Annotated in this window: 21 protein-coding genes; 13 read left to right on the plus strand and 8 right to left on the minus strand. The window is 64.4% G+C overall.

From position 1 onward, the window contains the following. Position 1: 1 nt before the first annotated feature. Positions 2-964, minus strand: coding sequence for an aldose 1-epimerase (locus AC1D05_RS04390; protein ID WP_477438552.1), 963 nt, complete (start codon positions 962-964; stop codon positions 2-4). 27 nt (positions 965-991) lie between these two features. Here AC1D05_RS04390 and AC1D05_RS04395 point away from each other — a divergent pair, with 27 nt between their 5' ends. The 8 genes from AC1D05_RS04395 (at position 992) to AC1D05_RS04430 (ending at position 9251) form a co-directional block, all read left to right on the plus strand. After that, complete coding sequence (locus AC1D05_RS04395) at positions 992-1783, plus strand: FadR/GntR family transcriptional regulator (RefSeq protein ID WP_477438554.1); 792 nt, start codon at positions 992-994, stop codon at positions 1781-1783. Continuing rightward, positions 1780-3507 carry an IlvD/Edd family dehydratase gene (locus AC1D05_RS04400; RefSeq protein WP_477438556.1) on the plus strand — a complete coding sequence of 576 codons (1728 nt, stop codon included), beginning with the start codon at positions 1780-1782 and terminating at the stop codon, positions 3505-3507. Before AC1D05_RS04395 ends, AC1D05_RS04400 begins: the two co-directional genes overlap by 4 nt. An 11-nt stretch (positions 3508-3518) precedes the next feature. After that, positions 3519-4298, plus strand: coding sequence for an SDR family NAD(P)-dependent oxidoreductase (locus AC1D05_RS04405; RefSeq protein ID WP_477438558.1), 780 nt, complete (start codon positions 3519-3521; stop codon positions 4296-4298). A 35-nt stretch (positions 4299-4333) separates the two neighbouring features. After that, a complete protein-coding gene (araD1, locus tag AC1D05_RS04410; RefSeq protein WP_477438560.1) occupies positions 4334-5332 on the plus strand; it encodes an AraD1 family protein in 999 nt (332 codons plus the stop codon). A 52-nt stretch (positions 5333-5384) separates the two neighbouring features. After that, positions 5385-6410: an ABC transporter substrate-binding protein gene (locus AC1D05_RS04415; protein WP_477438562.1), complete on the plus strand. Its 1026-nt coding sequence runs from the start codon at positions 5385-5387 to the stop codon at positions 6408-6410. 77 nt (positions 6411-6487) lie between these two features. Then, a complete protein-coding gene (locus AC1D05_RS04420; RefSeq protein ID WP_477438564.1) occupies positions 6488-7588 on the plus strand; it encodes an ABC transporter ATP-binding protein in 1101 nt (366 codons plus the stop codon). 32 nt (positions 7589-7620) lie between these two features. After that, on the plus strand, positions 7621-8454 hold the full coding sequence (locus AC1D05_RS04425) for an ABC transporter permease (protein ID WP_477438566.1): 834 nt from the start codon (positions 7621-7623) through the stop codon (positions 8452-8454). Then, positions 8451-9251: an ABC transporter permease gene (locus AC1D05_RS04430; protein ID WP_477438568.1), complete on the plus strand. Its 801-nt coding sequence runs from the start codon at positions 8451-8453 to the stop codon at positions 9249-9251. Before AC1D05_RS04425 ends, AC1D05_RS04430 begins: the two co-directional genes overlap by 4 nt. A gap of 33 nt (positions 9252-9284) precedes the next feature. Here the strand turns inward: AC1D05_RS04430 and AC1D05_RS04435 are convergent, their stop codons facing one another. The 7 genes from AC1D05_RS04435 to AC1D05_RS04465 form a co-directional block, all read right to left on the minus strand. Continuing rightward, positions 9285-10670, minus strand: a complete 1386-nt coding sequence (locus AC1D05_RS04435) for an FAD-binding oxidoreductase (RefSeq protein WP_477438570.1) — start codon at positions 10668-10670, stop codon at positions 9285-9287. Positions 10671-10884: 214 nt separating this feature from the next. Further along, complete coding sequence (locus AC1D05_RS04440; RefSeq protein WP_477438572.1) at positions 10885-12144, minus strand: ABC transporter substrate-binding protein; 1260 nt, start codon at positions 12142-12144, stop codon at positions 10885-10887. Between the two features lie 49 nt (positions 12145-12193). After that, on the minus strand, positions 12194-12622 hold the full coding sequence (locus tag AC1D05_RS04445) for a hypothetical protein (protein WP_477438574.1): 429 nt from the start codon (positions 12620-12622) through the stop codon (positions 12194-12196). Continuing rightward, positions 12619-13674, minus strand: a complete 1056-nt coding sequence (locus tag AC1D05_RS04450) for an aldo/keto reductase (RefSeq protein WP_477438575.1) — start codon at positions 13672-13674, stop codon at positions 12619-12621. Before AC1D05_RS04450 ends, AC1D05_RS04445 begins: the two co-directional genes overlap by 4 nt. After that, complete coding sequence (locus tag AC1D05_RS04455; RefSeq protein ID WP_477438577.1) at positions 13671-14024, minus strand: TIGR04076 family protein; 354 nt, start codon at positions 14022-14024, stop codon at positions 13671-13673. The genes AC1D05_RS04450 and AC1D05_RS04455 overlap by 4 nt, the downstream gene beginning before the upstream one ends. A gap of 1 nt (position 14025) precedes the next feature. Next, positions 14026-14508 (minus strand): DUF3830 family protein, encoded by a 483-nt coding sequence (locus AC1D05_RS04460; RefSeq protein WP_477438579.1) that lies wholly within the window; start codon positions 14506-14508, stop codon positions 14026-14028. Further along, positions 14505-15236, minus strand: a complete 732-nt coding sequence (locus tag AC1D05_RS04465) for a GntR family transcriptional regulator (RefSeq protein ID WP_477438581.1) — start codon at positions 15234-15236, stop codon at positions 14505-14507. Before AC1D05_RS04465 ends, AC1D05_RS04460 begins: the two co-directional genes overlap by 4 nt. 128 nt (positions 15237-15364) lie before the next feature. Between AC1D05_RS04465 and AC1D05_RS04470 the strand changes: the two genes are divergently transcribed. From AC1D05_RS04470 to AC1D05_RS04490, 5 genes are read left to right on the plus strand one after another with little or no spacing between them, the layout of a single operon-like run. Continuing rightward, positions 15365-16165, plus strand: coding sequence for an ABC transporter ATP-binding protein (locus AC1D05_RS04470; protein ID WP_477438583.1), 801 nt, complete (start codon positions 15365-15367; stop codon positions 16163-16165). Then, entirely contained in the window at positions 16162-16911 is a 750-nt protein-coding gene (locus tag AC1D05_RS04475) for a branched-chain amino acid ABC transporter ATP-binding protein (protein ID WP_477438585.1), read from the plus strand. The genes AC1D05_RS04470 and AC1D05_RS04475 overlap by 4 nt, the downstream gene beginning before the upstream one ends. Beyond that, on the plus strand, positions 16908-17816 hold the full coding sequence (locus AC1D05_RS04480; RefSeq protein ID WP_477438587.1) for a branched-chain amino acid ABC transporter permease: 909 nt from the start codon (positions 16908-16910) through the stop codon (positions 17814-17816). The genes AC1D05_RS04475 and AC1D05_RS04480 overlap by 4 nt, the downstream gene beginning before the upstream one ends. Beyond that, complete coding sequence (locus AC1D05_RS04485; protein ID WP_477439105.1) at positions 17813-18796, plus strand: branched-chain amino acid ABC transporter permease; 984 nt, start codon at positions 17813-17815, stop codon at positions 18794-18796. The genes AC1D05_RS04480 and AC1D05_RS04485 overlap by 4 nt, the downstream gene beginning before the upstream one ends. Continuing rightward, the gene (locus AC1D05_RS04490) at positions 18793-20097 is read left to right on the plus strand and encodes an NAD(P)/FAD-dependent oxidoreductase (protein ID WP_477438589.1); all 1305 of its coding nucleotides are present in this window, start codon (positions 18793-18795) and stop codon (positions 20095-20097) included. Before AC1D05_RS04485 ends, AC1D05_RS04490 begins: the two co-directional genes overlap by 4 nt. Positions 20098-20109 lie beyond the last annotated feature (12 nt).

Consider the following 20109-nt stretch of genomic DNA (forward strand, 5'->3'; position numbering starts at 1 on the left):
GTCAAACAGCCAATGACGGCGTGAAGCGAACGCTGGCGGATCGCATCTGCCCGGGCGCCAGCACGATGCATCCGGTGTTGATGTCCTCGTCGTCCATCCGGTTGAAGGCATCGGTGATGTTGCTGACCGGCTCGGCGCAAAAGAACGGCTCACCCGGCGGCGTGTAGAGGACGAGGAAATCGAGCGGCGCCTCGGCCTCGATGTCCAGCTGCCGCCCCTGCTCCGGCCACGTGATCCGGGCGCGGCGCGCCCATCCGGTGAAAATCGTATCGAAATCCACTTCCGATACGTCAAAGCCGATGGATGGATCGGCGCCTACCGGCGGCAGGACATGCCGGATGGGCAGAACCTCCGCATCCGTCTCCCACATGCCGGACACCGGCGTCTGGACATGCGTCCACGGCGTCGACGGAAAATAGGGATGGAGGCCGAAGCCAACCGGCATCGGCGCGCCCGACAGGTTGCGCACCGAAACGGTCATGCAAAGCCTGCCGCCAGTCAGTGAGATCACCTGCTCGGCCTCATAGCTCCATGGCCAGGAATCGGCGGCGTGGCGATAGCGCAGGACGATGGTGCTGGCTTCATGCCTCACCACCGTCCAGGGATGACGCCAGCCATGGCCGTGCTCATGATGGGGATCGTCGGCAGTCGTCGGCAACTTGATGGTACGGCCGCCGAATTCGAACCGGCCACTTCTTATGCGATTGGAATAGGGAACGAGCGGAAAGCAGGCCATGGCGCCGGCATCGCGGTGGCCGATCGCCGCCGGATCCGCCGGGCGTAGCCAATCCACCGCAGAGCCATTGTGCCACCAGCGATAGGACGCCAGGGCGCCGCCAGCGGCCGTAGCAAGCTCGACCGTCGCAATGCCGTCGCTGATCGAAACCAGCTCCTTGTGCTGCGCGGCAACGGCAGCGGAATTCTTTGTTATCGGCGCTCCCCATCCCTTGACTCCAATCGCCATGGCTATAAGACATATCATATGAATAGTATGAAGAATAAGAAATCTTTCAGCACGGCGCGCACGTCACGGGTTGCGGTGGCGGTTTCCAGCGGCTCTACCGCACTGCATGCCACGGTCGTCGAGCAGATCGGTTTGCGCATCGTGCAAGGCGACTTCCTGCCCGGCGAGGCGCTGCCCAACGCCGACGATTCCAGCGAAATGCTGGGGGTCAGCCGCACGGTGCTGCGTGAGGCGATCAAGGTGCTGGCGGGCAAGGGGCTGGTCGAATCGCGACCGAAGACCGGCACACGAGTGCGGCCTCGCGCCGACTGGAATTTCCTTGATCCGGACGTGCTGTCCTGGCGCTACGCCCGTGGTGTCAGCGCCGACGATGTCCGGGCGTTGTTCGAACTTCGGCGTGCCATCGAGCCGATGTCGGCAGCACTTGCCGCCCAGCGCGCCACCCCGGCGCAGATCGCCGAGATCCACGCCGCACTCGCCGAAATGGAAGCGCTGAGCGATGACGGCGACCGCTTCGCCAAGCCCGATCTTTTGTTTCATCAGACCATCCTGCGCATGACCGGCAATGAGCTGATCGGCTCGCTTGCCGCGCTGGTCGAAACCGCATTGGTGATGAGCTTTCGCCTCTCCAACGACAATCCGGAAGGGCAGCGCCACTCCTTGCCGCTGCATCGCGAGGTGGCCGAGAAGATCGCCGCCGGTGACGCCGCCGGCGCACAAAAGGCACTGCTGGTGCTCATCGATAATGCCGAGGACGACGTGCGCCGCAGCGTCGAGAACCGCAACAGACGCCGCCAGGATCGGGAACAGACATCGTGACCGAGACCAAACGCAAACTGCGGTCCGAAGCCTGGTTCGGCGGTGAAGGCAAGAACGCCTTCATGCACCGCAGCTGGATGAAGAACCAGGGCATTCCGGCCGATGCTTTCGACGGCCGCCCGGTGATCGGCATCTGCAACACCTGGTCGGAGTTGACGCCGTGCAATGCGCATCTGCGGGCGCTCGCCGATCACGTCAAGCGCGGCGTCTACGAGGCAGGCGGCCTGCCGCTGGAGTTCCCGGTGATGTCGCTGGGCGAGAGCAACATGCGCCCGACGGCCATGTTGTTTCGCAATTTGGTCAGCATGGATGTCGAGGAATCCATCCGCGGCAATCCGATCGACGGCGTCATCCTGCTGGTCGGCTGTGACAAGACCACACCGGCGCTGCTGATGGGGGCTGCCTCATGCAACCTGCCGACCATCACCGTCTCTGGCGGACCGATGCTCAACGGCAAGTTCCGCGGGCAAGACATCGGTTCTGGCACCCATGTCTGGAAATTCGCCGAAGAGGTGAAGGCCGGCCGCATGCCGGTCGCCGACTTCCTCGCGGCCGAACAGGGTCAGAGCCGGTCGGCCGGCAGCTGCATGACGATGGGCACGGCCTCGACCATGGCCAGCATGGTGGAGGCGCTCGGCATCGGCATGCCCGACAATGCCGCGATCCCGGCGGTGGATTCGCGCCGCGGCGTGCTCGCCCAGATGGCCGGACGCCAGATCGTCGAGCTGGTCCGCCGCGACGTGACGATTGCGCAGATCCTCACCAGGCAAGCGTTCGAAAACGCCATCCGCGTCAACGGCGCGATCGGCGGATCCACCAATGCGGTGCTGCATCTGATCGCCATCGCCAACCGGGTTGGCGTCGACCTCAGTCTCGAGGATTGGGATCGCCTTGGCCGCGATGTTCCAACCATTGTCGACCTGATGCCGTCGGGCCGGTTCCTGATGGAAGATTTCTACTATGCCGGGGGGCTGGCTGCGGTCATGGCGTCGCTTGATGAAGTGGGGCTTCTTCATCGCGACGTCATGACCGTCAGCGACAAGACCATCGGGGAACTGATCGACGGTGCGCCCAACTACAACAGCGAGGTCATCCGGCCGATGAGCGCGCCGCTGACCGAGCAAGGCGGCATCTCGATCCTGCGCGGCAATCTGGCGCCCAACGGGGCGGTCATCAAGCCGTCGGCGGCAACACCCGAATTGATGCAGCATCGCGGCAAGGCCGTCGTGTTCGAAAACATCGAGCACTATTACGCCCGCATCGATGATCCGGAGCTCGATATCGACGCCTCCTCGGTGATGGTGCTGAAGAATTGCGGACCGCGCGGCTATCCAGGGATGGCCGAGGTCGGCAACATGCCGCTGCCGGCAAAGCTGCTCAAGCAAGGTGTCTCCGACATGGTGCGCATCTCGGACGCGCGCATGAGCGGCACCGCCTATGGAACCGTAGTGCTGCATGTGGCGCCCGAGGCCGCGGCAGGTGGCGCGCTGGCGCTGGTGCGCGACGGCGATCTCATCGAGCTTGACGTCGCCGGCCGCCGGCTCGAGTTGCTGGTATCAGACGAGGAACTGGCGATCCGCCGCCGCGACTGGCAGCCACCGGCGCCACCCGAAGGTGGCTACCAGAGCCTCTATGTCGAGCGCGTGCTGCAGGCCGACAAGGGCTGCGATTTCGACTTCCTCGTCGGCCGGCGCGATGCTGGCGTTCCTCGGCATTCCCACTAGAGAGGCGCGCAATGACGGATCAGATCGGCAGCTACGCGACCTACCCGAGCCTCAAAGGGCGCAGCGTGTTCATTACCGGTGGCGGCAGCGGCATCGGCGAAAGCCTGGTGCGCCATTTCTGCGCGCAGGGCAGCCGCGTCGCCTTCGTCGATCTGGCCGAGGAACCTTCAAAGCGTCTGGTCGATGCGATTGCGGCCGAGGGGCATGCCGCGCCGCTGTTCATTCCCTGTGACCTGCGCAATGTCGAAGAGCTGCAGGCGGCCATCGCGCAAGCAGCGCAGCACAACGGCCCCATCCAGGCGCTGTGCAACAATGCCGGCAATGACGACCGCCATCAGACCAAGGACGTGACGGTGGCCTACTGGGACGACCGCATGGCGGTCAATCTGCGCCACCAGTTCTTCGCGGCGCAGGCGGTACGCCCGCAGATGGGCGCGCAAGGCGGCGGCTCGATCATCAATTTTGGTTCGATCACATGGATGGTCGGCGATCCCGATTGCCCTGCTTATGTGACTGCGAAAGCCGCCGTCTATGGCATGACGCGGGCACTGGCCCGCGAACTCGGCCCCGAGCGCATCCGCGTCAATTGCATGGTGCCAGGCTGGGTGATGACCGAGCGCCAGATGCGGCTGTGGCTGAACCCGGCCGGCGAGCGCCAGATCGCGGAAAGGCAGTGCCTGCCCGACCGGCTGCAGCCCTCCGACATCGCGCGCATGGCGCTGTTCCTCGCCGCCGACGACAGCCTGATGTGCACGAGCCAACAGTTCATCGTCGATGCGGGCTGGGTGTGACCCGCACCGTGCCACAAGGGAAGAAGGTTAGTTTCATGCGTCTTGTTCAGTACATGATGGTCGATGGCAGCAGGCGGGTCGGCCGTGTCTCCGATGATGGCAATTACCTGCATCCGCTGGAAAACACCGGCAGCGTGCTGGAACTCGCCGAAGCGGCAATCGCCGAGAGTGCATCCATCGCCTCGCTGGTCGAGAGGCGGACGGGCACCGCGTCAGTCGACTATGACGCGCTGTTGCGCGATGGCCGCGTGCTGGCCCCGGTCGACCATCCGGAGCCGGCGCGCTTCCTGGTCACCGGCACCGGCCTCACCCACACCGGAAGTGCCGCTGCGCGCAACCAGATGCACTTGCTGACACATGGCGAGGACGCCGAAGAATCGGATTCGCTGAAGATCTTCAAGATGGGCCTGGAAGGCGGCAAGCCCGGCGTCGGCAAGATCGGAATCCAGCCGGAATGGTTCTTCAAGGGCGTCGGCACCTGCGTCGTGCCGCCTGGTGCCGATCTGCCCATGCCGGCCTTCGCACGTGCCGGCGCCGAGGAAGCCGAGATCGTCGGGCTTTACCTCAATGGGCCGGATGGCCGCCCTTACCGCATCGGCTATGCGCTCGGCAACGAATATTCCGACCATGTGACGGAAGGCGAAAACTATCTCTATCTCGCCCATTCCAAGCTTCGCTCCTGCTCGATCGGGCCGGAGCTTCTGGTCGGCGACCTGCCCGAGGAAGTGCGCGGCCATTCCCGCATCCTGCGCGACGGTGCCGTTGTCTGGGAACAGGAGTTTCTGTCGGGCGAGACGCACATGTCGCACTCGATCGCCAATCTCGAACATTTCCATTTCCGCTACCCGATGCACCGCAGGGCGGGCGATTTGCATGCCTATTTCTTCGGCGCTGCGGTGATGAGCTACGCCTCCGGCGTCAAGACGGCTTCCGGCGACGAGTATGAAATCCAGGCACAGACATTCGGCAAGCCATTGCGCAACCGGATGGTCTCGGTGCCGGACGAGGGACTGGTCACCGTCACCCCGCTGTGACGGCGCAGGCCCGAAAATTACGGTCCACCAGAACGACAATGGGAGATTGAAAATGGGACTGAAGAAAGCGTTTCTGAAATTAGCGACAATTGGGTTCGGCATCGGCCTGATGACATCGGCGGCGCTGGCCGCGAACCTTCGCGTGCTTGCCTGGGACGGCTATGCCGACCCGGACTGGGTGAAGGATTTTACCGCCGCCACCGGCATCGGCGTCGATGTCGTCTTCATCGGCAGCGATGATGAGATCTGGGCCAAGATCAAGGGCAGCGAAGGCCAGGATTTCGACGTCTTCGCCGTCAACACCGCCCAGCTGCAGCGCTACATCAAGGCCGATCTGGTGTCGCCGATCGACGTCACCAAGCTGCCCAACCAGAAGGAGGTGCTGCCGCGCTTCCGCGATCTGTCACAGGTCAGCGGCGACACCAAGGACGGCAAGGTCTACGGCATTCCATTCTGCTTCGACTCCATCGGCCTGATCTACGATACCGACAAGGTCAAGCCGGCGCCGACATCGATGTCGGTGCTGTGGGATCCGGCCTACAAGGGCAAGATCCTGGCCTATGACAATGGCGAGCACAATTTCTCGTTCACCGCACTGACGCTCGGCTACAAGGATCCGTTCAACCTCGATGCGGAGCAGATGGCGGCGGTGAAGGCCAAGCTGGTCGAGCTCAAGCGCAACGTGCTGAGCTTCTACACCACCGCCGACGAAGCGCAGCAGATCTACCAGAACAATGACGTTGCCCTGATCTGGGCCAATTACGGCCAGCAGCAGGTCAAGGCGCTGCAGAAGATCGGTGCCCATGTCGCCTACGTCAATCCAAGCGAAGGCGCGCTGGCCTGGCTCGACAATTGGGTGATCTCCAAGGGTGTCCGCGACAATGCGGCGGCCGAGAAATGGATCGACTTCATGCTGACGAAGAAGGTCAGCGGCGAGCTTTCCGAGCGCACCGGCTTCGGCAACACCGTGGTCGAGTCGAGCAGCGCCGGCGGCAATGACAAGCTGGTCTGGCTCAACAATGTCGAGGATCCGCTCAAGCGTTCGGATCTGTGGAACGAGATCAAGGCGACGCCCTGATCCTTTCCGCACCCTGACTTCGAAGGACCCGGCGGTCCGGACGTTCCGGACCGCCGCAGCGTATGCGAGAATAGCTTATGAACCAGAACGCCGACCTGCTGACGCTGCGGTCCGTCTCGAAATCCTACGGCACGGTTCCCGTGCTGCACGACATCGACCTGTCGATCCGGGACGGCGAGTTCCTGACCGTGCTTGGGCCGTCGGGCTCGGGCAAGACCACGGTGCTGCGGCTGATCGGCGGGCTGGAACCGCTGACCGCGGGCGAGATCCGGCTGGACGGTCAGGACATCAGCCGCATGCCGATCAACAAGCGGCCGTTCAACACCGTGTTCCAGGACTATGCACTGTTCCCGCATATGACCGTTTCCGGCAATGTCGGCTATGGACTTTCGGTGCGCCATATCAAGCGCAAGGAGATCGCGCACCGTGTGGCGGAAGCGCTGGAGCTGGTGCAGCTCGGGCGTTTCGCCGACCGTTTTCCGGCGCAGCTTTCCGGCGGCCAGCGCCAGCGCGTCGCGCTCGCCCGGGCGCTGATCTGCCAGCCGCGCCTGATCCTGCTCGACGAGCCGCTCGCGGCACTCGACCTGGAGCTGCGCCGGCAGATGCAGGAGTTCCTGAAATCCATCCAGCGCGAGATCAAGACCACCTTCGTGTTCGTCACCCACGACCAAGAGGAAGCGATCGGCATGGCCGACCGGATCTGCGTCATGCAGGCCGGCCATATCCGCCAGCTCGGCACGCCGCACGACCTTTACTACAAGCCCAATTGTGAATTCGTGGCGCGCTTCTTCGGCGAGAACAATCTGGTGGCCGGAAAGCTCGGCCCTGTCCAGGGCGAGCAGCGATCGATCGAGACCGTACTTGGGCGCCTGGTCTGTTCGATCAGCGACCAGCCGCATCTGAAGGCGGCGATCGATGGCGCCAGCGCCTTCGCGGCGTTCCGTCCCGAGGCCTTGCGTCTCGCGGATGCAACGGACAGCAGCAACCACTTTTCCGGCACCATCGCCGATCTGGCCTTTGCCGGTTCGTCGACCGTCGCCACTATGACGGCTGGCGGCAATGCCGCGCAACGGCTGCGGCTGCGCATGCCGAGCCGGATCGACGGTAGCGCGCTCAAGTCGGGCGAGACGGTCTCGCTTTCGTTTGCGCCGCATGAAGGCCATCTGGTGCTGGCATGAGCGCCGGCTCGACACATCCCGCGGAAAGGCGATTGTCGCTGCTGGTGACGGTGCTGGCCTTCGCCTTGCCGGTCATCTTCGTGCTCGTGCCGCTGGCGATCTTCCTCGGCTACAGCTTCTTCAGTGTCGACGAGGGCACGATCGTCTACGGACTGTCACTGGGCAACTATATCAGGTTCTTCACCGATCCGATCTTTCTGCCGGTGTTCTGGAACACCATCGTGCTGTGCGTGTCGGTGGCCGTCATCTGCATCCTGCTCGCCTATCCCGCCGCCTATTTCCTGACGACGCTGAAAGGGCGGTGGCGCTATGCCTTGCTGATGCTGCTTCTGGTGCCGCTGCTGATGAGCTACGTCATCAAGATCTATGCGATCCGCAGCATCCTCGGCCTCAACGGCTTCCTCAACAAGGCGCTGGTGGCGGTCGGCATCCTGGATCAGCCGTCGACGCTTTTCGTGTTCAACATGAACGCCATCCTGTTGACGCTGAGCCTGCTTTTGATCCCCTTCGCCATCCTGCCGATCTTCCTGTCGCTGGAGCGCATCCCGCAGACCTTGCTGCGCGCTTCGGATGACCTTGGCGCCAGCGGCTGGCAGACCTTCCTGCGCATCACTCTGCCGCTCAGCCTGCCCGGCGTCGCCTCGGCGGCGAGCTTCGTCTTCGTGCTGGCGATCGGCGATTTCCTGACGCCGCAGATGGTCGGTGGGATCAGCGGCTTCACCTTCGGCCGCATCCTCTACAGCCAGTTCGGCACGGCCTATAACTGGCCGTTCGGCGCCGCGCTCTCGGTGGCGTTGGCGATCGTGGTGATCTGCGCCATCCTCATCGGCGAACGCTTCGGACGCAATCGGGGGACGTCGATATGAACGCCCTGCCCCGACCCTCCACCATCTTCCTGGCCGCGATCACGACACTGGTCGCGGTGCTGCTCTACAGCCCGCTGTTCGTACCGATCGTGTCGTCGTTCTTCACCATTTCGCATGGCAATGTCGACTGGTCGTCACCGACGCTTTCGACCTATGTGGCGCTGGCCGAGAACCACGACATCCTGGCTGCCTTGCGCACCACGCTGATCGTCGGCGTCTGCACCGTCGTGCTCTCGGTGGTCAGCGGGACGCTGCTGGCGCTCTACTATCACAGCCGCCGCTCCGGACGCTCTTTCCTGCAGTTCATCATCTTCCTGCCGTTCCTGATGCCGCCGATCATCAGCGGCCTGGCGCTACTGATCTTCTTCCGCGAAATCCACCTCGAACGCTCGCTGCTGACGGTCGTCATCGGCCACACCGTTTTCGTGCTGGCGATCGTCTATCGCACCGTACTGATGCGGCTGCAGTCGATGAGCCGCACGCTGGTCGAAGCCTCCTTCGATCTCGGCGCCACCGGCTGGCAGACCTTCTGGCGTATCATCCTGCCGAACCTGTCGAGCGCCATGGTCGGCGGCGCCATCCTGGCCTTCGCGCTGTCGTTCGACGAGACGATGATCACCATCCTGGTCACCGGCACGCAAAGCACGCTGCCGGTCAGGCTATGGGCGATGATGCGGCTTGGCTTTTCGCCCGACATCAACGCGCTGGTGGCGCTGATCCTGATGTTCACGGTGCTGCTCTGCGTGCTCGCCGCCCGCTTCCTGATCCCCAGGCAGATGGCGACGGAACGGACTTGAGCTATCGAAAACCCGTCATCGCGGGAAGGCCGTTTAACCGAGGTCGAAGACCCGCCCCGGATTGAGGATGTTCTTCGGGTCGAGCGCCGTCTTCAGCCGCCGCATCGTGGCGATTTCGGCGTCGCTGCGCACCAGATGCAGCCACTGCTTCTTGTCGAGGCCGATGCCATGCTCGGCCGAAACGCCGCCTCCAGCCGCCGCCACGCCGCGATAGATGATGCCGTAGGCCGCCGCCGGATCCGCCGTCAGCACCTGGTAGTGCAGATTGCCGTCGCCGAGATGGCCGAAGACGTAGATGTCCGCGCCCGGATCAACGGCATGGATGGCGGCGTCCGCTTCCTGCAGGAACGCGCCCATGCGCGCCAAGGGAATGCTGATGTCGACGCCTATCAGGCCCTTGATTGAAAACAGGATACGGTTGGCATCCTCCCGCACATCCCACAGCGCACGGAATTCACGCGGCGATTGCGAGACGACGACATCGTCGACCACGCCGTCCTCGACCGCTTGCATCAGGACCTCGGCGAAGCGTTCGCCGTCGCGCTCGGGCTCACTGCCCTGGATTTCGGCCAGCACATAGACGGGCGAGCCAGCCGGCAAAGGCGCCGGCATCGCCATGCTGCCAACCATGACGTCATAGAGCGGCGCGAAATTCACCTCATAGGCAGACAGTAGCGGGCCGAGCTTTTGCCTGAGCAGCCCAAGCAAGGCGATGGCCGCATCGAGCGAAGCAAGCGCGCAGAAGGCGTTCACCTCGGATGCCGGCTTCGGATGCAGCCGGAGCGCGGCGCGGGTGACGACGCCGAGCGTCCCTTCCGCGCCGACGAAGAGCTGGCCGAGGTCGTAGCCGGAATTGTCCTTGGGCAGGCCCTTCAGCGAGGACAACACGCTGCCATCGGCAAGCACCGCCTCCAGCCCCAGCACCTGCGCCCGGTACATGCCGTAGCGCAGGACACGGATGCCGCCGGCATTGGTGGCGATGTTGCCGCCGACCGTGGCCGAACCGCGCGCGCCGATATCGACGCCGAACATCAGTCCGGCGCCATCGGCCGCCTCCTGCACCGCCTGCAGCGTTGCACCGGCTTCGGCAACGATGGTGGCTGCCTGAAGATCCGGCGCTGCAAGGCCGGTCATGCGCTCCAGCGACAGCACGATCTCGCCCGGCTGGACGCGCGTGCCGCCGGCCAGTCCGGTGCGGCCGCCCTGAACGACGACCGGCTGGCCGAGAGCGTTGCACCCGGCGAGTGCCGCCGCGACACCGACGGTATCGCGCGGACGCAGCACCACTTCGGGCAGCACGCCAAGCTTGCCGTCGGGATCATCGCGATAGCGCTGGTCGACATCGGCGCCGGCGAGGACGCCCCCCGCGCCCAGCCGATCGCCAAGAGCGGACAGAAGTCGTTGCGTTTCAGGTGACATCGGACTCAGGCGCCTGCGTGGCGAAGCGCATCGTCGGCATCCGCCGACCGGATGGCCCGATGAGTATTTCCGTCCGACACGCTCGCCTTCCCTCAATTGCAGCCGGCCGATCCTATTCGGGATCGCCTGCCGTGCAAGCAATATCGGCCTGCCCCAGGCGATGCCGGCATCAATCGCGATGTGACGCGATTGATGCCGGAAGAGTTGCGCGGCCTTACTGAAGCTTGGCCTGCAGCGCGTTGACGTCGTCGGTGGTCATTTCACCGTCGGTCGTCACCTTGCCGTCGACGATCTTCCACAGCCGGAACGGACCGGTGATGTCGCCATATTTGTCGAAGGCAACCGGGCCGATGACACCTTCGTAGCGGATCGGCTTGCCGTCCTTGATCAGGCCGAGCGCCTTAGCGAATTCTTCCTTGCCGGCGAAGATCGGCGTGCCGGCCGGATCGACGGCCTTGTACATGGCATCCTTGATCTTGGCCGGATCCTCGGAGCCGGCAATGGCGATGGCAAGGCCGACGATGGCGCCGGCGTCGTAGGAACGGTCGGCCGCCGGGTTCGATGGCTCGATGCCGGAGAATTCCTTGTAATTCTTCATGAAGTAGTCGGTGGAAGCCGTCGGGCTGGTACCAGACGACGTGCCATAGGCGTCCTTCAAGTAGTCGGCGCCGACCGACTCGATGAAGTCCGGGCTGTTCATGCCGTCATTGAGCAGGAATTTCTGCACGCCGCCTTGCGAAATCCAGGTGCGGGCAACGGTCGCACCGTCGACCGGCGTGCTGACCAGATAGAGCCCGTCCGGCTCGCCGGCCATCGCCGCCGTGACTTCGGAGGCATAGCTCGACTGCTTTTCATTGTAGGGTGTGTCGGAGACAATGGTCCCGCCGAGCGCTTTGTAGGCGCGCGAGAATTCGGCCACCATGTTGACGCCGAAGTCGTTGTTGACGTGGATGATCGACAGCTTCTTGAAGCCCTTGTCTATAGCGTATTTGGCGGCGGCGACGCCCTGCAGCGCATCGGACGTGATGGTGCGGAAGAAGATGCCGTTGGTCTTGCCGTCGCGGCCGAGCGCCGTCAGCGTCGGCGAGGACGACGCCGGCGACACCTGGACGATCTTGGCCGGGGCGGTGACCGAGGTCAGGATCGGGATCGACACCGAGGAGATGATGCCGCCGATGATCACCGGCACTTTCTTGACCTGAACCAGCTGGGTCGCGGCATCGACAGCGATGTTGCCCTGACTCTGGCTGTCGCGCGTATCGGTGGCGAGATCGCAACCACGCACGCCGCCAGCGGCGTTGATGTCGCGGAAAGCCATCTCGACCGACTTGGCACCAGCCTGGCCGTATTCGCCGGCCGGGCCGGTCAGTTCCATGACGAGGCCGACGGTGATCTTGCAATCGGCGGCCTGTGCCGCACCGGCCATCGTCACGAGGGCAAGTGCCGTGGTGAGTTGGAGTATCGTCTTTGTCATTGTTGTTCCCCTTTCGTTACTCGACTCTAATTTGATCTCTGGAGCCTGTTCAGCGTTCCGGCACCTGCAGCCAGGTTTCATGCAGATGTCGCCATTCGACGCCGTTGGGCGCCGATGAACTGGTGGTGAAGACGGCACTCGACTGGCGGCGGCTGTGCTTGCCCGCTCGTAGCTGCGCCTCGACGTAGAAGACAATGATCGTATCGGCGCTTTGCCAGCCGGGCCGGATGTCCTCGATCGAGATGGCAAAGCCGTCATCGCAAGTGGCGCGACTCGAGCGGACGTGGTCGACGACGGCAGCGCGATCGAGCACCTTGCCGTCCGGCGCGACCATGCTGAGGCCATCACCCATGGCGCGCTCGAAGCGGTCGAAATCCACCGTGTCGGCACGCGCGGCGACGAACCAGTCGACAAAGAAGCGATGCAGGTCGATGACCTCAGCGCTGGCACGCGAAAACAGGGAGGGGTCGCCGCTCATTTCTTCCCCGCATTGAGGTTGTAATGCATGATCGAGCCGTGGCGGCCATGGCGGTCGCGCTCCAGCGTGTAGACGTCACCCAGTGGACCCTGGCTTTGCGAAATCACGGCCGCAATCTTCGCCCGGTCGTCGGCGTCGAGCGCGACGTCCATGATCCCAGCATTGGCCAGCGCATGCGCCTGGTTGCGGGCACCGACGATGACGGCCGCGACTTGGCGTTGTTCCAGAACCCAAGCACTGGCGATGGTGGCGATGTCGACACCGTGGCGGTCGCCGACAGCCTTCAATGCCCTGAGCAGCTGCTGGAACAGATCCCAGCCGCCGAAATCGTCGATGATCAGCTTGTATTTGACGAGCGAGCGGTTTTCGAGCGGCATGGTGGGTTCGGCCACACCAAGCCATTTGTCGCTCAGGAAGCCGCCGGCGACCGAGCCATAGCAGAGGAAGCTGACGCCGTTTTTCGCGGCGAGTGCTGCGAGGCTGTTGCCCGGACGCTGGTCGAGCACCGAATATTGCAGCTGCTGGCTGACCAGCGGAATGCCGGCGGCGAGGATTTCGGCGAGCCGCGGCGTGTCGAAATTGGTCGTGCCGAGATTGCGCACCTTGCCCTCGAGCCGAAGCTCGTTGAGCCAGCCCATCGCCTCGACATAACGGGGCTGGTCATAGTCCCACCAATGAAACTGCACGAGATCGAGACGCTCGGTCTTCAGCCTGCGCAGCGACTGGTCGACGATGCCCCTGATATAGTCGCGGCTGATGTTGGCGAGCCGTTCGAGGTCGGGCACCAGCTTGGTGTGCACCTTCATCCTGGCGGCGACATCGAGGCCGCGCTCGCTGGCCAGCCTGAGGCGCGCGGCACCGATCAGTTCCTCGACGCCGGTGTAGATGTCAGCGCAATCATAGGTCCAGATGCCGGCATCGAACGCTGCGATCAGGTCGCTCACAGCCTGTTGGCGCTCGACGACGCCGTGCCCGCCGGCGAGTTGCCAGCCGCCGCGGATGACGCGCGAGATGGTGTAGCCGGGACTGAGCTCGAAGGTCTTGGCGGTCATGTCTGGTCGTTCTCCTTCGGCAGCGGCACGGCCGTGGTTTCGGCATGGCTGAACCGTCGCTTGGCCAGCCTGACGATCCGCAGCCGGCTGGCGCAATTGGGATCGGGACAGGCGATCTCGGCGTCCGAGGTCATCCAGTCATTGCGGTCGGTCGGGCGCTGCTTTGCCGCCAGAAACGGCAATACGGAGGCCAGCGAGTAGATCGAAAAACTCTGCCCTGCCGGCATCGACAGCATCTCGCCCTTGAGCTCGAAATAGTCGCCTGATTTGGCGCCGCAATAGATCGGCTTGCCCTTGGGGATGACCGCCTCGACGCGAAGATCGAAGAGTTCGAAACTGTCGTCCGCCATGTCAGGCCTCCACCAGGCTGAAGGTGATGTCGCAGGCGCCGTTGCGGCGGATCACGCCGCAGGCAGCGGCGAACTGGTCGCGCTGATCGGCGCGCACCTGCGCCACCACGCTGCCGGCCAGCCAGCCGATCGGAAACAAAAGCCGCGCCCCTTGCCCGTAGTAGAGGCCGATGTCGAAGATCGCATTGGGATTGCCGCCCCACATGCGCGGCGGCACGTAGGACAGCACGATATCGCCCGGCTGCGGCGTCAAGGTCGCGTTCTCCGGCGGTAGAGGCCGGGCATAGGACTGGCCATCGAGATCGGCTGACGGAACCGGGCAGGAAATCTCAGGTCCCGTCCACATCGCATGGATGCCCGGGACGATGCGTGGTGCGGCAAGATACGCCTGGAGAAAGGCAGCATTTTCCGGCGCCTTTTCGGGCAGCAGCAGCGCCGTCACGGAAAGCTTCGAGCGCGGCTCGGTGATGCTGATCGAGGTCATGTCTGGTCTTTCCCGGCGGATTGAAGCTTGTCGCGCAGGAAAGCAAAGGGCCGGCTGATATCGGCGACCAGTGCTTCGCGCGCCGCCTGCGCATCCTGTTTGGCGAGAGCCGCGACGATGCTGCGGTGATAGTGCGCGGTATCGACCTCGCCGGCTTCGGAAAAGGCGTAGATGGCGACGCGGATGCAAGGTCCCGATTGCAGCCACAGGCTTTCGATCATCGGGATCAGCACGGCCGAGCCGCAGCAGCGGTAGATCTCGAAATGGAAGCTCTGGTTGAGCGTCGCTTCGCGGTCGATATCCTTCTTGTGCTTCAGTGCCCGCATCTCGTCCCACTCGCCGAGCATGGCTTCGATCGAAGCGATCTGGCGCGGGCTCATGCGCGTGGCGGCAAGTGCAATCGCTTCGCCTTCGATGAGTGAGCGGGCGCGCAGAAGGTCGTCGATGCGCTCCAGCGTGATCGGCGGCACACGCACCGAGCGGTTGGGCAGCGCCTCCAGCGCCTTTTCCGTGATCAGCCGGCCGAGCGCTTCGCGCACGGGCATGGTCGAGGTGACCAGCGCATCGGCAAGGCCACGGATGGTCAGCACCTGGTTCGGCTCGAACAGGCCGCCGATCAAAGCCCGGCGCAACTCGGAATAGACACGATCCTGTACGGTCTCGCGGCCGACCGGCGTAAGCTGGGCTGCGATCGTTTCGTTGTTTCGCTCGATGGCAGCCTTTTGCATGGCATTCCCGGTCTTGGCCCGTTTTCGGCTTGCGGATGAAATTAAAGCCGAATAGCGTGATCAAAGCAAGTGTGATCACAAATCAAAAATCAGGAGGCGACAACGATCGTCTTCGGCCAGAGGGTTTGATGAGCGAGGCAGCGGAGCGCCAAGGGCGGGAGACCCGGGCACCGGTTCTGACGGCAAGCCATGTCGTCAGGCGGTTCGGTGGCCTTGTCGCTGTCAACGACGTCTCGTTTGATGTCAGGGCCGGAGAGATCCTCGGCCTGATCGGACCGAACGGCGCCGGCAAGACGACGATGTTCGACCTGCTCGCCGGCAGCATCCTGCCAACCAGCGGCGATATTCTCCTCAACGGCACGCGCGTCTCTGGCGAAGCCGCGCATCTGCGCATTGGTCGGGGACTCGGCCGCACCTTCCAGATCCCGCGCCCGCTGCCCAATCTGACGCTGATCGAGAACATCATGCTGGCAGCCCAGGGCCAGGCCGGCGAAAAACTGCTCGCCAACTTCGTCACGCCGTGGCGGGTGGCGGCACAGGAAAAAGCAGCCAGGGCGAAGGCGCTCGACCTGTTGGAACTGGTCACCCTCACCCATCTCGCGCATGAGCCGGCGCGCGTGCTGTCCGGTGGCCAGCGCAAACTGCTCGAACTTGCCCGTGTCATGATGGCCGACCCGGCGATCATCCTGCTTGACGAGCCGGCTGCCGGCGTCAACGCGACGCTGCTCGAAGTCATCATCGACCGCATCCGCGACATCAATGCGCGCGGCATCACCTTCCTCTTGATCGAGCACAACATCGACATGGTGACGCGGCTCTGCCACCGCGTTCTGGTCATGGCGAGTGGCCAGTTGCTCAGCGAAGGCACGGCGGAAGAAGTCGCCCGCGACCCGCGCGTCATCGAGGCCTATCTCGGGGGCACCGCATGAGCGAGACCGTCCTCGACGTGCGCGACCTCGAAGCCGGCTACGAACCTGGCGTGCCGATTGTGCGCGGTGCCTCGATCACGGTCAGCAAGGGCGAAATCGTCGTCGTGCTCGGCCCCAACGGCGCCGGCAAGTCGAGCTTCATCAAGGCGATCGCCGGCCTCGTCCCGATCACCGGCGGCACGGTATTCCTGGATGGCAAGGACATCACCGCCGCGCCCGCCCACACCATGGTGCGGCTCGGGCTGGCCTTCGTGCCGCAGACGGAAAACATCTTTCCGCTGATGTCGGTCGAGGACAATCTCAAAGTCGCCTGCGGCATTCTCGAACGGCGCGACATCCCCGGCCGCATCGAGGAAATGTATGCGGCCTTTCCCGACCTAGTCCGCCAGCGCCGCACCGCCGCCGGCAATCTGTCGGGTGGGCAACGACAGATGCTCGCCGTCGCCCGCGCCCTGATCGTCCACCCCAAAGTGCTGGTGCTCGACGAGCCGTCGGCCGGCCTGTCGCCGAAATTCGTCTCGATGGTGTTCGAGATGCTGGCCGGCATCCGCAAATCCGGCGTCACCATTCTTTTGGTCGAGCAGAATGCCAAGGCGGCACTGGCCATCGGCGACCGTGCCTATGTGCTGGTCGAGGGCAAGGACCGGCACGAAGGCATTGCCTCCGAACTGTGGAACGATCCGGTCGTCGCCGAACTCTATCTCGGCCAACGCCCTTCTCACGCCAGCAAGGGAGGCGCGGCATGAGCCTGCAATTTGTCGTCGACGGATTGCTGACCGGTTCGATGATCGGCCTCGGCGCCATCGGCGTGACGCTGACCTATTCGATCCTGCGCTTCTCCAACTTCGCCCATGGCGACTTCATGGCCTGGGGCACCTATGCGACGCTGGCCGTGGTCAGCGCCATCGGCGCCACCTTCGGCAAGGCGGCACCGATCGCGCCGCTGTCCTTCGGCTGGCCGCTCCTGGTTGCGCTGGTCGTCGGCATGGCCTTCACCGCTTTGCTGGCGCTGCTGCTCGACAGAGTGCTGTTTTCGCGGCTGCGCTCGCAGGGGCAAGCCATCATCGTGGTAATGGCGAGCTTTGGTGCCTCGATGGCGCTGCGCAGCCTGCTCGAATTCACCTTCACCTCGCGGCCGACCTATTTCAGCCGGGCGATCCAGATCGCCATGCCGGTCGGCTTCGGCATCCGCATCACGCCGGACCAGATCGCGCTTCTGCTGCTGACCGCCGTGCTGGTGCTCGGCGTGCATCTGTTGATGACGCGCACGCAGACCGGCCGCTCCATGCAGGCGCTGAGCCAGAATGCGGCACTGGCCCGCATCGTCGGCATCGACGTCGCCAGCGTGGTGCGCGTCACCTGGGTCATCGGCGGGGCTCTGGCCTGTGTGGCCGGCGTGATGATCGGCGTTCTGGTGCAGATCCGCCCGTTCATGGGCTTCGACATGCTGCTGCCGATGTTTGCCGCCGCCATTCTCGGCGGCATCGGCAGCATCCCCGGCGCCGTACTCGGCGGCCTGATCATCGGACTGGCCGAAGCCGGCGCGGTGCAGTTGATCGGCGCCGAATGGCGCGCCGCCGTTTCGTTCATCATCCTGATGGCGGTGCTGTTCGTGCGGCCGATCGGCCTGTTTGGAGTGAGGGAACGCTGATGGACCTGCTCGGCTACGGCGCCTTCTTCCTGACCACCGCGCTGATCTTTTCGCTGGTCACGCTGGGGCTCAATCTGCAGTGGGGCCTGACCGGCCTGTTCAATGTCGGCCTCGCCGGCTTCGTCGCCATTGGCGCCTACACCTCGGCGCTGCTGACCACGCCTGACGATGCGGCGCGGCTCGGCGGCTTCGGCCTGCCGATCCTTGTCGGCTGGCTCGGTGCCATGGTCGTCGGCGGCATTGCCGCGGCCCTCACCGGCATGGCAACGCTGCGGCTCAGGTCCGACTATCTGGCGATCACCACCTTCGGCGTCGCCGTGGTCGTGCAGCTCGTCGCGCTCAACGCGCAGAAGCTGACCGGCGGCCCGTTCGGCATCGGCTCCATCCCACGCCCCTTCGGCAGCCTTGCCGAGACACCACTGTTGTTCAACCTGTCGAACCTCGCCGTCGTCGCGGCGGTGACCTTGATTGTCTACCTCGCCTTGGAGCACCTGTCGCGCAGCCCATGGGGCCGTGTGCTGAAGGCGCTGCGCGAGGATGAGCGGGCGGCGATTTCGCTGGGCAAGAGCGCGCGCTTCTACCGTGTCCAGGCTTTTGCCGTCGGCGGTGCCATCATGGCGCTGGCCGGCGCACTGCAGGCGCATTTCACCGGGTTCATCGCGCCGGACAATTACCTGCCGATCCTGACCTTTCAGGTCTGGGTGATGCTGATCGTTGGCGGATCGGGCAGCAATCTCGGCGCCGTCATCGGCAGCATCCTGGTCTGGGGAATATGGGCGGGGTCAGGCACGCTGACCAGCGTGCTGTTTGTGCCCGAGCAGCAGGCACGCGCGGCCTCGCTGCAGATCGTCGCCATCGGCGTCATGCTCTGCGTCATCCTCTTGATCCGGCCGAACGGATTGTTCGGCGACAGGCTGCGGCGGCCACGTCTGGGCAAGCGACCGAAGGTGACTACGGCCAAGAGCAGCTCCGGCTCATGACCGCTGCGATTGGGCAGCAAGCGCATGGCGCTTCACTCTGGCACGCCGTCAGCCGCAACCGTCGCGACCGGCCTGCGCTGGACGACGAGATCAATGTCGACCTCGCCATTGTCGGCGGCGGTTTTTCCGGCCTGTCGACCGCGCTGCACGCCGCCGGGAAAGGGCTGTCCGTCAGCGTTCTCGAAGCGGAAATCATCGCCTGGGGAGCGACCGGCAGGAATGCCGGCTTCGTCGTGCCGAACTTCGCCAAGATGGACCCGGACAACATCCTTGCGCATCTCGGCCCCGAGCGCGGCGAACGGCTGATCGATTTCGCCGCCGGCAGCGCCGATCTGGTCTTCGGTCTGATCAAACGGCACGGCATCGACTGCGACACGGTGCAGAACGGATGGATCCAGCCGGCGCACTCGCCTGCCGCCTTCGAGAAGGTCAAATCGCGAGCCGGGCAATGGGCACGGCGCGGCCGGCCGGCCGTCACGCTGGATCGGCAAGACGTCGAGGCGCTGACAGGCGCGCGCGGTTACGTCGGCGGCTGGATGGATCGTTCGGGTGGTGTGCTCAATCCAGTCGCCTACGCGAACGGGCTGGCTGACGCGGCGGAGAAGGCTGGTGCGGAGATATTCGAGCGCACGCCGGTCACCTCGGTCGATCGCATGACCGGTGGCTGGAGGCTGAAAACACCATCAGGCTCGGTCCTTGCCGGCAAGGTGCTGATCGCCACCAACGCCTACGGCAGGTCGCTCAATCCGCTGCTGCAACGGACCTATTTTCCGCTCAAGGTTTTTCAGATCGCGACCGAGCCTTTGCCGCGCGAAATCCGCGCGCGTTTGCTCCCTGGCGGGCAAGGCGCCGGCGACACCAGACGCAATCTCTTCACCTTCCGCTTCGATGCCGACAACCGGCTGATCAGCGGCGGCATGCATATTCTGAGGGCCGGCGCCGACACGCGCGTGCCGCAAACGATCTGGCGACGGCTCGCCAGGCATCTCGATTTGCCTGACCTGCCGCCGCTTGCCTATGGCTGGTCAGGGATGGCCGCGGTCGAACCGGATTTCCTGCCGCATCTCCTGGACCTCGGACCGGGACTCATCGCCGGCCGCGCCTGCAACGGCCGCGGCATCGCCATGACGACGGCAATGGGCAAGGTACTGGCCGACTGGGCCGCGGGAACCGAGGCGCGTGATTTGCCGCTGCCTTTCGCGCCGCCGGCGCCGATCCCGTTCCACGCGCTGCTGCGGCACGCCCCCAATATTCTGCTTGGCTGGAGCATGCTGCGCGACCGGCTGGACGAGACCGGATAAGGCGATCGCGTC

It is taken from the genome of Mesorhizobium sp. P2_E9, from assembly GCF_056403815.1.

What these genes read in the sequence shown, in the direction of transcription:
- AC1D05_RS04455 (WP_477438577.1), bottom strand. Translation starts at nt 14,024, where the DNA reads ATGGCGGACGACAGTTTCGAACTCTTCGATCTTCGCGTCGAGGCGGTC.
- AC1D05_RS04415 (WP_477438562.1), top strand. Translation starts at nt 5,385, where the DNA reads ATGGGACTGAAGAAAGCGTTTCTGAAATTAGCGACAATTGGGTTCGGC.
- AC1D05_RS04445 (WP_477438574.1), bottom strand. Translation starts at nt 12,622, where the DNA reads ATGAGCGGCGACCCCTCCCTGTTTTCGCGTGCCAGCGCTGAGGTCATC.
- AC1D05_RS04440 (WP_477438572.1), bottom strand. Translation starts at nt 12,144, where the DNA reads ATGACAAAGACGATACTCCAACTCACCACGGCACTTGCCCTCGTGACG.
- AC1D05_RS04470 (WP_477438583.1), top strand. Translation starts at nt 15,365, where the DNA reads ATGAGCGAGGCAGCGGAGCGCCAAGGGCGGGAGACCCGGGCACCGGTT.
- araD1 (WP_477438560.1), top strand. Translation starts at nt 4,334, where the DNA reads ATGCGTCTTGTTCAGTACATGATGGTCGATGGCAGCAGGCGGGTCGGC.
- AC1D05_RS04405 (WP_477438558.1), top strand. Translation starts at nt 3,519, where the DNA reads ATGACGGATCAGATCGGCAGCTACGCGACCTACCCGAGCCTCAAAGGG.
- AC1D05_RS04395 (WP_477438554.1), top strand. Translation starts at nt 992, where the DNA reads ATGAAGAATAAGAAATCTTTCAGCACGGCGCGCACGTCACGGGTTGCG.
- AC1D05_RS04390 (WP_477438552.1), bottom strand. Translation starts at nt 964, where the DNA reads ATGGCGATTGGAGTCAAGGGATGGGGAGCGCCGATAACAAAGAATTCC.
- AC1D05_RS04490 (WP_477438589.1), top strand. Translation starts at nt 18,793, where the DNA reads ATGACCGCTGCGATTGGGCAGCAAGCGCATGGCGCTTCACTCTGGCAC.
- AC1D05_RS04420 (WP_477438564.1), top strand. Translation starts at nt 6,488, where the DNA reads ATGAACCAGAACGCCGACCTGCTGACGCTGCGGTCCGTCTCGAAATCC.
- AC1D05_RS04465 (WP_477438581.1), bottom strand. Translation starts at nt 15,236, where the DNA reads ATGCAAAAGGCTGCCATCGAGCGAAACAACGAAACGATCGCAGCCCAG.
- AC1D05_RS04480 (WP_477438587.1), top strand. Translation starts at nt 16,908, where the DNA reads ATGAGCCTGCAATTTGTCGTCGACGGATTGCTGACCGGTTCGATGATC.
- AC1D05_RS04475 (WP_477438585.1), top strand. Translation starts at nt 16,162, where the DNA reads ATGAGCGAGACCGTCCTCGACGTGCGCGACCTCGAAGCCGGCTACGAA.
- AC1D05_RS04450 (WP_477438575.1), bottom strand. Translation starts at nt 13,674, where the DNA reads ATGACCGCCAAGACCTTCGAGCTCAGTCCCGGCTACACCATCTCGCGC.
- AC1D05_RS04435 (WP_477438570.1), bottom strand. Translation starts at nt 10,670, where the DNA reads ATGTCACCTGAAACGCAACGACTTCTGTCCGCTCTTGGCGATCGGCTG.
- AC1D05_RS04460 (WP_477438579.1), bottom strand. Translation starts at nt 14,508, where the DNA reads ATGACCTCGATCAGCATCACCGAGCCGCGCTCGAAGCTTTCCGTGACG.
- AC1D05_RS04430 (WP_477438568.1), top strand. Translation starts at nt 8,451, where the DNA reads ATGAACGCCCTGCCCCGACCCTCCACCATCTTCCTGGCCGCGATCACG.